This is a genomic window from Pseudoalteromonas luteoviolacea S2607 (genome assembly GCF_001625575.1).
GTDB classification, from domain to species: Bacteria; Pseudomonadota; Gammaproteobacteria; order Enterobacterales; family Alteromonadaceae; genus Pseudoalteromonas; species Pseudoalteromonas luteoviolacea_E.
Genome location: NZ_AUXV01000008.1, coordinates 150866 through 165696, shown reverse-complemented (window position 1 = coordinate 165696; position 14831 = coordinate 150866). Strand labels below are relative to the sequence as shown.

Annotated in this window: 4 protein-coding genes; all 4 read right to left on the bottom strand. The window is 43.8% G+C overall.

The features are described 5' to 3' along the window. Positions 1-159: 159 nt before the first annotated feature. The gene (locus tag N480_RS07565; protein ID WP_063371911.1) at positions 160-3741 is read right to left on the bottom strand and encodes a contractile injection system tape measure protein; all 3582 of its coding nucleotides are present in this window, start codon (positions 3739-3741) and stop codon (positions 160-162) included. 2 nt (positions 3742-3743) lie between these two features. Then, the gene (locus N480_RS07560; protein WP_063371910.1) at positions 3744-8729 is read right to left on the bottom strand and encodes a hypothetical protein; all 4986 of its coding nucleotides are present in this window, start codon (positions 8727-8729) and stop codon (positions 3744-3746) included. Further along, on the bottom strand, positions 8726-11398 hold the full coding sequence (locus N480_RS07555) for a hypothetical protein (RefSeq protein WP_063371909.1): 2673 nt from the start codon (positions 11396-11398) through the stop codon (positions 8726-8728). The genes N480_RS07560 and N480_RS07555 overlap by 4 nt, the downstream gene beginning before the upstream one ends. Before the next feature lie 99 nt (positions 11399-11497). Beyond that, positions 11498-14686 carry a hypothetical protein gene (locus N480_RS07550; protein ID WP_063371908.1) on the bottom strand — a complete coding sequence of 1063 codons (3189 nt, stop codon included), beginning with the start codon at positions 14684-14686 and terminating at the stop codon, positions 11498-11500. Positions 14687-14831 lie beyond the last annotated feature (145 nt).

Sequence of the window (14831 nt, the reverse complement as noted above, 5' to 3'; positions counted from 1 at the left end):
GTTGGTGGGTTGAAGGACCAAAATTTACTTCAGTCCGCTATTATTGTTTTTTTTAAAACGCGCGCAGGCGCAATTAGTGAATTTTTAAAAGACGAGAACATGCAAAAGATTCAGATTCTCTCTTGCATGCTCCAATTTTATAGAAGGGCCCGCCGCAAATTACACGCCGTACTGCCACTCGATGTTGACAAGATCATTTCCTAGCCAAGGCAATTGAGCGATACCTAAACCCCAAGGCAATTTCATCATTAAAATATCTTGAGGCTTAGTCTCTACAACAATGCTTACACCATTTGAAGTCAGGTTAACTTCACCGTTTCGATGCAAAAACATCTCCCTAAATACATTAACTGGCATTCCTTTGAGCGCTTCCCAACGAGTAATTGCAACGTATAACAATCTATCGAGTTCAGAAGACTCAGCTTCAGTTAATGGTTCGCTATACTCATAAAAGTGGTCTAGCGGTAAACCAAGCAACGCATTGATTGCATAGGTTTCATTGTCTTGCTGATCTGTACTCACCAAACTGCAGAGTAGTTGATGCGCCTTTTGCTGGCACTGTTCATTGCAAAATGTCACTTCGTCAGATTCATCTTCGTAAAGCAGTTCAAATTTGCGAAACAAGGTCTCTAAAAATGGCCACAATAATACAATGCCAGCATCTTCACTTATTAACCTTTGTGTGCTTGATTGATATGCATTTTTTGCACTTTCAAGTGCAAGTACAGTTTGTTTTTGTAGCTGAGAAAAACCTGCTGCATAAATACGAGCCTCATGTTTTTCTGCTTGTTTTTCCAGCCGCTTTATCAGCGCTTTGCTTTGCGCCACAATACGCTTTGCACTCGAATAGAATTGCTCCGTTTTGAAGAGCGAATGGTTACGAGACTCATAAGAGCTGTCTTCTCTTGTTAATTCAGCCCCTTGGGCAGCTGATTGAGCCTCGCCTAAATGCGTGGTTAAAGTGCTCAATTTAATCTTGCTTAGCCTCTCCTCAATACCATCAATAAACTGCGTCAGTGTTTGCTGCACCTCATGATATGAACTTGCGGACTGAATGCTAACCAAGTCTATCAACAAGTCTGCCGGAGCATAGTTTTGCGATGTGTCTGACTGAGCCTCAGATTCGATGTACTGTGATGAGCTCGACTCCATGATTACATCACGCTCGCTTGCAATGTTAACGTCCAAGTCCATAGCATACAGGTTTGTCAACGCGTCAACGCTGCGGTGTAAAAGCCCTCCCCACCAACTTGATGTTTTCTGGGTTAAGTTTTCGAGATAAGGATTTAAGACATGGATCCGTTTTTGCAAACGCTGCAGTTTGAGTAAGCCTTTGTCTATTGTTCGACTCACCTCCTCGGCTATTTCACTCACGTCATTCTCGTTCAATAGCGTTCGCCAGCTGATAAAGCAAAGTGATAACTCAACGGCTAGCTGGTGGATATCTCTGAGACTGACTGCCTGAGCGATGCTCTCCAGTTGCTGTTCAAGGGTGCTGAGATAGCGGCGTATTCGAGTCAAAACCTCAAATAGTTGCGCGTGTTTTAATTGCCCAATGGCCAAGTTGTTTTGAGCCATGGTTAACTGTACGTCGGTCAATGCGCTGTGATCTAACGACCTCAATGACTCCTCTTTGGCCCTTTGCGATGTAACACGCTTTTCCAATGCCATACATCCAGTATGGGTGGCAGTGCGTAGTGTTTTACAAAGTAAACTTAACTCTTTAACAGCCTCGCATTCAAATTGCTGATTAGCGTACGTATTGGTTTTAGCTACGTCGTCACTCTCTAAGTTTTGCGCTTTTAATTGCAAAGTGCCATATTTGCGTACCAAAAGAGCAAGTGCTTGTGTATTGGCTCCTAGAATTTGCGTCTCTAATAGTGCTTTGTCTGCTAAGTTTAGCCCTTGTTTAATAACACTAAGGGCCAAACGATACTGAGAAACCTGAGCTCGCTCAAAATATCTCGTTTGTTGCTTTGCAATCAGTTTAGAAAGCGGCCCTTGTAATTCTACAGCGCAAGCAAGCGTCGTTTGGGTCTGTGCCGCGGCTTCATCAGTTATAGATCCAAGCTCAACATAGGTTTCTGAGTCTAATTCATTATAAAGTTTAGGTACTTCTGATAACTCTACAAGCGCTTCACTTTGTAGCTGTGTGATACCACAGTCCTGAGTGACTTCATGTTTTTTCTCGACCAGCCAATAACTTAGTTCATTCAGTAACTCGGTATACCCCTTTAAATTGACATTTTGTTGTAGCGGAGCACCCAGTATTCGCACAGCACTGCAGTGATTTTGCAATTTCTGCAAAATGGCAGCTGGCGCACTGTCCAATGTACAAACTAAAGCTCTAATTCTATTTGCGTAAATATAATTAAGCAGCCGTTCTGGCGCTTTATCTATCGCTTGAAGTTCGCGTTTTACGAGCTTGAGTAAATAGTCGACCTTCCTTGACTGTTTTTCTGCTCTAGACTTCTGATAAATAACTGCTTTCTTAATGTGTTGAAGCAGCTTGCAAATAGGTTGCGGCAGCTCACTCAACGCATCCACTTCGGCAAAAAATGACAACCATTTTTTGCTATCAAATTGCAAAAGCTCCTGATGCTCACCGCGACCAATCAATAACTTATTGAGTTTTTGTAACGCAAAATAAGACGATCTAAACCCTTGCTTAAACTGTTGATAAAGCGGCATAAGCACCCGCTTTTCTTGAGACCCCAAAGACATCTCATCAACACCATTAAAGCCGGTATCACTGCTGAATGCTTGCAAGATATCTTTTAGTGATGTCTGGGTTAAGGCTCGTTGGATAATATAAGTTAAATCTTCCTCCACGCTCGAATTTGACAAAACGCCATTGGCAATCCGAGCCAAAGTGCGCCGGTCATTACTGGTCACTTGACTAGACGACTTTATCGCAAACCAGGTTTTCAACAACTTAAGTTCACTTTGTGGACGCTGTAGAACAGATACCACTCGATTTAATGTTGGGCGGTCAAATTCGTTATTATTAGCGAAGCAACTGTAAGCGCTCACCAATACTTTAAGGTGCGTTTGTTGTTGCGACTGGCTGTTTTTCATTGCGCAGTAAACTGACTCAATATCAAGCCAAAATAAATATCGCTCTTTTACAGATAGCTTTTTTACAATATCCATGATGTTTACAGTGGTAGATTCACCAATGAATACGTCGATAAAAGAAGCGATTTGCTGTGCCTCAACACTCATCGCTTTAATAAAACCACTTCGCACAGCGGGCCATTCAGCAGAGGCTATGAGGTTCAAAAACACCGATTTATTTTCAGCTATACATTTAAAAAAGGCAGCTTTTAAACAATCCATTACCTTTTCATCTAAATGGGTAAAGTCAATATCCACCACATTCGATATTAGTCCATTCGCTTCAAAGCTTGTTGCCGAGTTTTGTGCTTTTAGCTGTGCCTCAATAGAGTGTTTTAACACCCGTCTGATAATAGGGCTAAATACACGTTCAAAGTACCCTTTTGGATCTGCCTGTAAAGCTTTTAAATCAATATCTGGTAGTTCAATACTAATATCATCTAAACTGATTTCATCTCCTTTTAATAACGCAGCTTCAGATACATCCAGTTGCAACTGATTCATTGCATGATGCAGCCATTCTTTTAATAGGGACTCTAGGGCACTTACGCTGTATTGCCCTGAGTCAATGAGAGATGAAGGGGCTTCGATATCAGCCCCTATTTGCGCGATTGCTAGTTTCATAATTACACGTGGTCATTGCGCCAGAAGTAGCGAGAGTCATTCATTGGTCTGTCCAAGAACAATGCATGCCATAGGAAGTCGCCTTTATGCTCCTCTTGCTCTTCTTCTAGGTGATAACAACCAGCACTGTATATATGGTCGCCTTCACCTTTCTGAGCTGTATTACGGCGCCAGAAGCCTTTGCAAATTAAGTTCTGACACTTGTAAGCGCCACCACCATGTAATTGAGCGACATTGCTGATTGCCAATACTTCGCTTTCATCGCAGTGTGCTACCGCACCACCGCGCTCTGCTTGGCAATGCTGAGCTTCTATTTTGGCGTAACGTAGGCCATATGCAGCTCCACCTTGGCGCCCTGCTCGACAATTACGAATGTGCTTGGCCTCAATGTTGGTTGTATCTTCACCGTAAATTGCCCCACCATCACCACTAACACAGTGATTTTCAATAACACAGTTAAGTTCAATTTGGTCCGCGTAGCGAAGATTAAACGCGCCGCCATTGCCTTCATACATGCTCATCTCGCGAGATACTTCATGAATCGCGCCATCAAAAGTAAAACCATGCATGGATACATGTTTTACTGGCGCATCACGGTCACCGCGAACAATGAAACGACAGCCCACATGTGCTTTGACGATACGTGTTTCACGTTCATTAAACCCGATGATACTCAGGTTTGAACCTACCTGGACTGAGTTTTTAAGTTTATAGGCACGAGAGACTTGTCTGTGACCATTGTGAGGGAATAACAAAATAGTCATGTTATTTAAGTTTTCACGACTAAAGACCGCATCGAACTCGTCTTGGTTGTGGACAGCAACCACCTTTTTGCCGCGCCCAAATCGCCATGCATGTTCATCCACATACGCTTTAACAGCCGCTTGCGTTGCAATCACATGATCTGATGGCGCGTCGCCACCGAGTTCAATATCCGCAGATGTTGCTTCAATACACGGACCGGCAGGCATTTTCAATGTTGTCGGTGCCAATTCACCTTGTACAGAGCAATCGCCAACAATCTGCGCGCCTTGGTCTAAGTGCAGCTGGCTTTCAAGGATCAGTTCACCTTCGACCTTCAACTGCTCTGTTACACGCACATCGCCTTGTACGTCGAGCTTATGTTGCGGTTGAGCACACCCTAAACCTAGGTTTGCGTTACCATCTAAAATCAGTTCAGAATTACCTCTCACGCCAATATCAAGGGCATTCTCTCCTTCGCTAGTGTTGACAGCCAACATTGCGATTTCGGTATGCACATCACCCACAGAGACTTTATGCTGTACATCTAGCTTCTGCGCTCTGACCATATCGCTAAACTTAGCAGTGCCTTGAACAGAAAGCGTATTAAGCATATTTACGGCAGGCTTCAATGCAACCTGAGATTGGGGCTCTAAACCTTCAACGATTAGACTTCCACGAATTGTCGCATCTTTATCTAAATGAACAGCATCTTTGAAGTACGCATTGCCCAAGGCGGTCAATTCGCCTCCCAGATGCAGGCTTTTAGCAAACACAGCGTCACTCTCAAGTGTTAACTTGCGCTCAATAGTTGTTTGCCCTTCGATGGTGACCGTATCTTTGAACAAAGCATCGTCATACACAGTAAGGTCAGAGCGTAGTTCTACATCACCCAGAATTTTCGCACCGTCTAAGCATTCAAGTTGACCTGTTCCTCGCAGTACACCGTTAAGTTCTATATCACCCTCAACTTTTACGTCGCCTACGATATCCAGTTCGGCTTCAGGTTTATCGTTGCGGATCCCCACTCTACCATCTTGGAATACAATCGGATTTGCGCCTTTATGGTAAATTGCAAACGCGTGCTCAAAATGATTTTGTTCAAGGCTGAGCTGTGCGCTGCGAAGAATTTTCACTTCATCTTCGTCAGATGCATGCATCGCAACACCAATGCGCGTTTCACCGAGTAATTCTGATGTACCGTAGACATTAACGTTGCTTCTAAAGCTCGCGTATTCGTTTACATGCAGGCTGTCATCTATTTCGAGGCGACCTTGGATTGCCAAATCTTTTCTGAATCGTGCATCTTCGGCAACATCTAGCATAAACTCAGGTCTTTCCATACCAAGCCCTAAGTAACCGCGACTAACAACCATTTGTACATTGCCTGCAGGATCGTCGACACGTATCGCTTGTAAATCTTTTTCACTAATATGCAATCGTGCACTTGCCTGATAAGGTGCAAGCGACAAATTGCCTGCCACATCCAAATCGGCCCTAAAACTCACATCATTATTTACCGTCAGCGCATCTCTACCTTCTGTGCCCTGAATCTCAACGCTCCCAGCCGCATAATGCTCTCCGTGAACATTCAAATCTTCTTCAATAATTACTGAGCGTCCAACTTCTAAGTTTGAACTGATGGTCGTATTGCCTCGCACTAGCAAGTCATGTTCAAGCGTGGCTCTTTGCGTCACATTCAGTTCGCCATCCAGCACGGACTCACCAGACACCTGTAAAGCTGCACGCTGCGCATCACCGGTGTTATTTGTAACACTTACAGCTAAGCCATCTTTAAGCGTCGCATGGCCCATCAATTTGGTTCTGCCGTCAACGGTCAATGCATCACCGTTATGATTGACATTTAATTGACCAGTAACATCGGCACGACCTGTCACTGCCAAATTAACTTCATTGCTAGGCAGCATTTGGTTAATGGCGAGTTGACCTGGGGCCGCATTCAATTCGGCATCACCTGCGGTGTTCGTTACTTTAAGAATGGGCGTTTCTGCCTGCTGAGTAAGCGTCAACTGGCTCGCAGAGAAGTTAACCGCAATATGCTCGTTTTCTACAATTGAGAACGCGCCGTGTAAGTCTGTATTACCATATACACTGAAATCCGCTGACTTTTGTGATGTCCCCACCACAGTTTGCGAAAGCATTGCGCTGAATCCACCAAACTCGCTGTTTTCATCCGCAATGTGAACCCCAGTAAGTGAAGTTACATTTTTGTCAAATAGTGCGGCTTCTCCGACATGAAATTGCGCCTGAGGGTTTGCTTGAAAAAAGCCGATATTTTTCGCTTTAGCATGTATCAAAGAAGTCGTATTAAGACCATCAAAATAACTGATATCAACACTTTGGGATTGTTCATTGTGCGCTAAAACAGATAGCTTCGCATCCGTAGTCCAATCACTTTGTAAATTGTGCTTTGCAATAACCACATGTTCGCTGAAATCTGCTTGCTTGACCTTAGCATGTTCAGTCACCGTGAGTAATGGCGTAGTTACATCTCCTTTCACTGCAAGAGACAATGTGGCATCCGAGCTACCCATGACCGCTTCGCCACGTTTCACACGCACCAAGTGATTACCCTCTTTGTCTTTCACAAGGAGCGCAGGAGTTTCAGAAGCCGTGCCTTTTACGGTAAGCGTAGCATCATCTGAAATCGCATTTTCGCCAACGGTTAAAGCTTGTTTGGCAAGCGCTTCTGGCGAAACAACCTGTACGTCGGACTCTATGACGTCTGCTGCATGAATTGAGGTAAAATCGGCGTGAGCTCTAACGTCCAACGTTGTGTTAATAATTGCCCCTGCGTCACTTTGAACCGGCACATTTGGTTGCTCACCCACTTGTAATTGACGTGTGCGTGTCTGTCCAAGTACGGTTGTGTTTTCAGAGACATCCAATGAATTCAAGTGGGTATCACCGGCATTCAAAGTCATTTCAATCTCTGCGCGATTTGCAGTCACTTTTTCACCCACATTTAGGTTTTCAGAAACTTGCGTATTTGCCCAGATATTGACGGGGTGTTCACCTACTAAAGGTGCATTCGTTACTTTAACTAACGAATCATTGGTGTTGCCAAGGTTAAGAATATCTCCTTGATTACTTTGCACATCTAGCTTAGCCGTCGGCGCTTGAGCGCCCACAGAGAGCCCTGTTTCCACATGTACATTTGCGTTAAATACCGCACTGCCCGCGACATCTAAAGACTGCCCAATCTCCACTTCTCCAGCAAAGGAAGCGTTACCATTATTACCTAACAGAATGTGCGCTTCGTCTTTATTTTTACCAACCAACACTTTATTGGTTACATGGAAACTCTCATCAGGCGTCGCTGTACCCACACCCACTCGCCCTTCAGGGTTGATGATAAATGGTGTGGCATCTTGGTTGAGGTCATCAACTCGTAATAAGTCGCTTGTGTCCGTAGAGCGCTTACCGATATGTACCTTTGCAGCTGTGCTTTGCTCATCCAAGCCGACGCCCAACTTAGGCACTTCTACATGCGACTCAAAAATAGACTTCTTGGCCGCGAATAGCTCTCCCTGGAGCATCGTTTTTTCTGCAACAGTTAGCTGATGAGCAGTTGTAGCGCCACCCAGTTCAGCCTCACCTGAGACATTCAAAGACCCTGCCTGAACATCTTTTTCTGCAATGACCGACTCTTTTGCCCTTAGCGTGCCTGATGTCGTTACGTATGGCTGATTGTCTGCATCTAACCCTGCCTCTAGTGCCTTAGTCGCGCCTTTTCTCACGCTAATCTCACCCGCAGTCAAACGCTCACTCACATTGGCTGATTGTGATTTAAGTTCACCCGTTGACTTAACGTTACCACTAACTTGTAGCAAGTCGTTTGCATCGCTGTCGACCTTTACCTTGTCGTACATTGTCAATGTATCAGCTTCGACCTTTAATGCTTTTAGCTCGCCACCATCAGGTGACACATGTAGTTTATGGTCAACCGTAACTGCAGAATCATCGACTCTGAACTGCTCAGTTTCACCGTCAGGGCTCACTGATAAAGTAGACGTCACAGAGATTTCTTGCTCATCGCCATCTTGAGTGACAGCTATCGGATCGTCAATTTGATTAAACCCAGAGCGGATCAGGGATTCAAAATCATCGCCAGTTGGCGTTTTAAGATCGTCAAATTTATCAATCAATTCAGACCGGCTGCTTTTAGCAATCACTGATGTTGAGTCGCACTCGGCTACAATTTCTTGGTCACTGACTTTGTTCATTCTTCGTTTCCTTCAGGATCTATTCGATTTGGCACGCTGGTAGCGACGATGAATTTCGAAACTACCGCTGTATTTGAGTTAATTTGAGAAAAAGACACCGGCAAAATCGGCTTAAGGTAAGCCAACGGCGAATAGCCTACGGTGAATCGCGTGTTGCTATTTGGTTGTGTAAATGCATTCGGCGTACAGATATGATCGATACATAACTGTGTTGCTAGGTAGATAACCTGCTGTGCATTAAACCCTTGCGGATATAGTGCTGAGTGCGTTGAAATAACCTCAGTGATCTTATCCATAATGACTTGATATGAGTCGCCATTTAGATCTAAATCATCGGGTAACTCAGCCGATGCATAACCTTGTAATATTTGCAGTAGGTATGTTTCTAGTACTTCAGCACCTTGCGGTTTTGCTAAAACATACTCAATAATAAGCTCGATAATCATGCCACTGTTCAACAGTAGCGATTCCAACAATTCACCAATGTCTGTTGCTACGTTTGTAATGTGCTCTTGCCCTTCGCAAAACCGCTCTCTTTGTGCCTGTCCGTAGAAATTTAACCAGCCGTAGTACAGCCGCTCAAACAAGCTCATTTGTTCACGCTGCAGCCATACGCAATGCACTGTCATATGAAGTGGGACATGTTGCACAATTTGGCTTTCGACCAGGCGCTGGAAATTCTCATTGTTCAGTCGCGTTGTCCAATTAGGCAGCACAAAAAACAAGGTTTCACTTTGCTGCTCACTAATAAGATCTCCCTCAAGCAAATAAAAGCTTTCTCTATTGTGTGTTGCCAATGGCATTTGCCCTTGGTGAGAAAAGCCTAAGTTGCGCATAACAAGTTGGCTTAGACTGGACAGGTGTGCGGTTTTTGGAGTTTTGGATAGATAGTTAAAACCGCGGCATCGATTGTGACCTAGTGCACCTATCTCATTGAGAAGTCGGCATTTGTCGATATACTGGCGAAGCAACACCAAACGCGTTAATAGATCTTCTCCATGGCTTGGATCCAATTCGCATCCTGACAGTGCACTAATATAAAAACTAAATGCTTCGCGATATTTCAACAGATTGGCATTGGGCAGTTTAATTGCAAACCGCGCTAAAAGGTGTGCTGCGCTGTCGTTTAAACGGGTTAGTTGTGCAATTGAAAAATCAACTTCCAATTGCTGTTGTAAGCCTTGCTCAAGATAGTTGGGCATGGCGACCCTAATTAGGTGATTGATCCCACTTATACCTGTAACTGCTTGGCTTAACTGCGTATGAGGTAATGACACTGCGCGTTGCCAAAACTTGTGTAACATTTGCTCAGAAATGGCTTCACTGGCTAACATACAGTCTAAGACCGTGCCTAAGAATTCAAAGCTTTGCTGTTGAGGTAAGGCCAGCACATGCGGCAATATATCGATTTGTTTATGCTGATCCGCTAGCAGCTGGTCAAAAAGATGCAGATAACCCTTAAATTGTAATAATTGCGCTTTTTGTGCGGAGTCTATTTCACGGTTGAGCATTTGCTCAGTAACCGCATAGGTCTTAGGCAGCTCATGCTGCAAAGAGTCATAGTGGCTCAAATGTACATATTGCCCCTCACTTTGCGCAAAACTCTGCTCGATAACCATCGATTCTGCGCTCAACTTAGCAACAATGCCCGATTTTATTTGTGCGATTTCTTGCTCACTCAAATGATAGTCTTGACCTTCAATGACTAACGACAGCCCTTCAAAGAAAGCGTCATTTGAGAATCCGAGCTGTGGCGCCAAGTTGTTTTTGGTAGGGTCTAACTCAGCAACTTCAACTTGCCAATATTCATAACCAGGTTGAGCACCACCTTCGGTAATAAACCTAAACTCCTCAATTTGTTTGATGTTTTGGTGTTGGCGCAAGACATCGAGAATATCGGAACTATATAAGTACTTTTTAATGGGCGTATTTTCGAGGTCGCTATCTAAAATGTAACCATTATTTAGCCGAGGTCCTTGATAAACATCCTGCACATACATCCCCATATTAAACAACTCTGTCGCGCTATATCGTTTGACCGTGGGGGAGATTTCTAATGCAACTTTAGCCAAAATATCAACCAAAGCGTCAACGATGCTATTTGTATTTTCAAGCACCATTTTCATGCCAAGCTTAACATCAGCAGGGTTATAAAAAGCGATATCACCCAGTTGGTGAGTCACGCACCGCCCTTGCGAAAACACTTGATGAATGCGGTTTTGTACTTGTGCTATTTGCTCTGGTTCATAGTTATAAAGTTGCACCATTAAATCAAAGCAAGTTTCACCGTTTTTCGTCTTATCGCTAGTTTGAATATCTAAGTTTTTGATAAATGGAATATCCAAAAACAAGCGTCGATAGTCGGCAAGTGTTACACAGTGGCTGAACATCACCGCTTCAGACGTCAAAAACTGCTGAGGTTGGCAGTTGCTTTGGGGGTCGACTTCAAGAAGATCCGCCACAGGGTAGCTCAGTTTGTAACTTAAATCAGACAAGACATAGGCGAGTACTTCGAGCAAAGTAATGCCAGGATCAAAAAGGTTATGATCACTCCAAGTTTCAGGTGCCAACTTTTGCAGCTGCTCTACCCCTTGCTGGCGCAACCCCGTTAGGTCTTGCCCGGGATGCAACGAAGCATCTGAAGCAATTTTCAGTGCATTGGATTCCATGTTTTTCCTCTGGGAATTTGGTCAATATTTGAATAGACGGAGCGCGTTCATATCTGTGAACGCAGATGTGAGTGTTTAGAAACCGTGGTCAGTGGTGCACTATTGCACCACAAAATTATGTTGAATTTTCCATTTACCGATACCTTCAAAAACATCGCCGGCCACATTAGTCAGGGATATCTTGTGATTTCGACTCGGCACCAAAATTTCGTCCATGCTCTTAGGCGATACCTGTGCATATTGACGAATTTTGTCATCAAGACGCTTGCCTCGGATAACTTGTACCATTTTCACTGCCTGATGCATTTCTAGCGCTTGCGCAACGTCCGCCAAGTAAATGGTATGAGATAACTTCTCATCACTCTTATTCCAAGGTGTCAGCGTGTCGACAACAAGATCGTTCAGCTCTATCACAGTTGTTTGAATATCAAACCGCGGATCGATTTGAATAATGATCTCTAATTGAACTTCCACATAGATTGGATCAACAACCGTAATATCTAAGTTGGGCACTGAGCGTAATTCAACTTCATCCTGGATTTGACGCATCAAGTATCTGGGGACTTTAGGCTGTAACAGTTCAGTGTCATGGTTGAGCGGGATCACCATCATGTTTACACCGTCACTGGTTTTATAAGCACGCACCGTATGCAATTCAGGAAATGTTTGCAGTGTATGATGTTCAAAGTCCCAACCTGTTAACAGTCGGTCTCGATGCCTAAGACGCTCGCTCACACGCAAGTTAATACGGCTATCATCTTCTTTAACCCGCGCACCAAAGCTATCAAATGGTTGTTCAACGGATGAGATAAGCGGATCTGTGATTACCAGTTTTTTAATACTCTGTGCTGGAAGAGGCTTTAAATAATGAGACTCGGGATGGCTTGTCGAACCCAATGTGACTTTTATCGCTTGCGAATGAACACCTTTTAGTCTTGAGTAGATTGGGTGTGTGTAATCACTCGAGAGTACTGAAGAGTCAATTGCTGCACGGATCCAAACTTTGCCGTCATGATTAAATTGATCGGTTAAATCGAACTCTGGGAAAGAAAAAATAATGATACCAGAATCCAATAAATCATAGGTGTTGTCTTGCAAAATACGCCCTTCACCACCCGTACCCTGTGAGTCCTCCCGACTAAAATGATGCCATTTCCCTTGATTGTAGTATTCCCACTTGAACGTTGGCTGCTCAACAAAGTTATAGCCATCAACAGCTTCTACTTGAAATAACACGCTGCATTGACCAGGTGTCACCATAGCGCCTAGTGCAATGTACAAATAGCCTAAATCTTCAATCTGAGGTAATAGATGCAGGCTGTTTTGGTCTTCAAGTAACTGTAATTGCCTGCCGATTGGAGAAATATGTTCAATCCAAATTGAATTGCCAATAACATCTCGTTGCGCACGTGAAATACTCTGGCTGTAATAATTGAGTTTCATGGAATCAAGCAACGGGGTATAAGGTTCCGGCACTTGTACAGGCATAAAGTCCCCATCTGCGGGGTCCCACTTGGTTAGATTAATGCTGTTTTGATATGCATAATACTCAGCAACTTTTAAGTGGTATGGATGCCCAAAGTCCTGATTCGACAATTCAAATGTGTACCATTTAGGCCACTCTTTTGCTTGCGTTAAGTTGAAAGGCAACGTCAAGTAATCGCGGCTTCCGTTGTCGTCATCAAAAGTGAAAGCAAGCCGATTCGTCGCAATATTATTTTCGTTACTAGGTAAGCTCTTTGCTACTGAAACCGGTGCCTGTTCGCTGTCCCAAAGGTCGTCGTTGTAAAACAAGTCCGACTCAATTTTGTGATGGGTTTCACCATAAGTTTCGTCTGACTGAGAAATGAGGACTTGGTTTGTTGGCCATGAGGGCGTTGTTTGTGATTTTTTGGCCTCAGGAGAAGGTGAAATCGCACTTTGGTAGTCGAGATAAGTTTTGTAGTATGTGTCAAAATCATCTGGTCTTGCGACCCAATTTAGTTCGACACTTGCCCGCGTTATGCGTTTACACAGTAACTCTGGATGCGTAAATTCAAATTTATCAGCTAGTTGTGGTGCGAAACCGAAAGGCTCGAAAGGCTTCGTCATATCTAAAAAGCCAATGCCGTTGTTACCAATCAATCCATGTGCACCTATTACAAGTACGCTGATCCTCACTTCTTGCACTTCATTTAATGTAAGAGACTCTAGTAACTTTTCGCGTTTGTCTAAGTCGATGCTGTATAGCGCTTGGTACTTGGATTTTTTAAGTACAAACGCCAAATATGGCAGCACTTTATCTTGCCCAATATAGGTGTCTGTAACTGGCGCAATGGGTGCAAATAATTCGTCGATAGTGATGTTAATCTCACTCTTTTCAGAGTTCAGAGAGAGCTGTTCTGCTGACAACAATACAGGACCATCTTCAGTACTGACCCATACATCAAAGCTCTCTAACCAAGCGGTTAGATCTAACGGGCTCTCTCCAAATTCATCGCTGGAAAATCGCATTGAGATAATGCGTTTGCCACTCGATAAGAACAAGTCTTGAGACGCCACTTTGAAGCCAATTTCCACTTCAGGCTCTAACTCACTTGCCTTGTTATCGCCAAAGGTCATCACGCTCGATTCGAGCTCTATGCCCGCTTCGGTATCACTAAGTACGTGACGACATATGCCAAGACCAGACGCCAACGTGAACTTATTTACAGTGGTAACATTGTCAACTACAGCACGATTAATGGCACAGGGTTCAGTGGAAAGATAAGTAAGGTCATTACCCTCTTCATCTTTGCCGCCATCGAACTCGGTCCCTGGCTGTAAAGTCATAGAGTCCACATCATTGAGCGCAATCAATATGTGCGCAGCATCTGGTTCCGCAGCCAATGGCTCAAAACCAAGAACATCTCGGTAATAATGGTTTAAGTGACGTTCAATAAACTCGTTAAATTGACTTTGAGTATGAGAGAGTAAATCAACAAAAGACAATAACAGCGCCAAGTCTGGACGTTCAGCAATTTTGGCCGTTAACTCATCGGCTTTGCCAGTCAATACAAATGCACTTAACGCTGCGAACTTTTCTGCATCAGGTAGTATCTTGTACCACGTTTGCACTGGACGCCATGTATCTGTGCCAATAAAGTTAGTTTGTTCAGCTATTTTAGCTAAATAGCCCAGCCACTGCTCAATTGAGCGCGGCTCTATGTTGTAAAACCCACTTGAGAGTTCAGGTATTAGACGCCCAGTTTGACTCAACCCGGTTTGGTAATGGGTAATATGTGAAAGACTACGAGACTTAGAAGTCATGTGATTACCTTATAATTTCGAAAAACGAACGCATAAACGTAACCACACGTACCAACCTAAGTTGGCAAGCTATAGTGCATTACGGCGTTCATGCAGATTGCAACAGTGCAAAGATAAAATAAGTAAAGGTGTCGCTCAGAGTGCT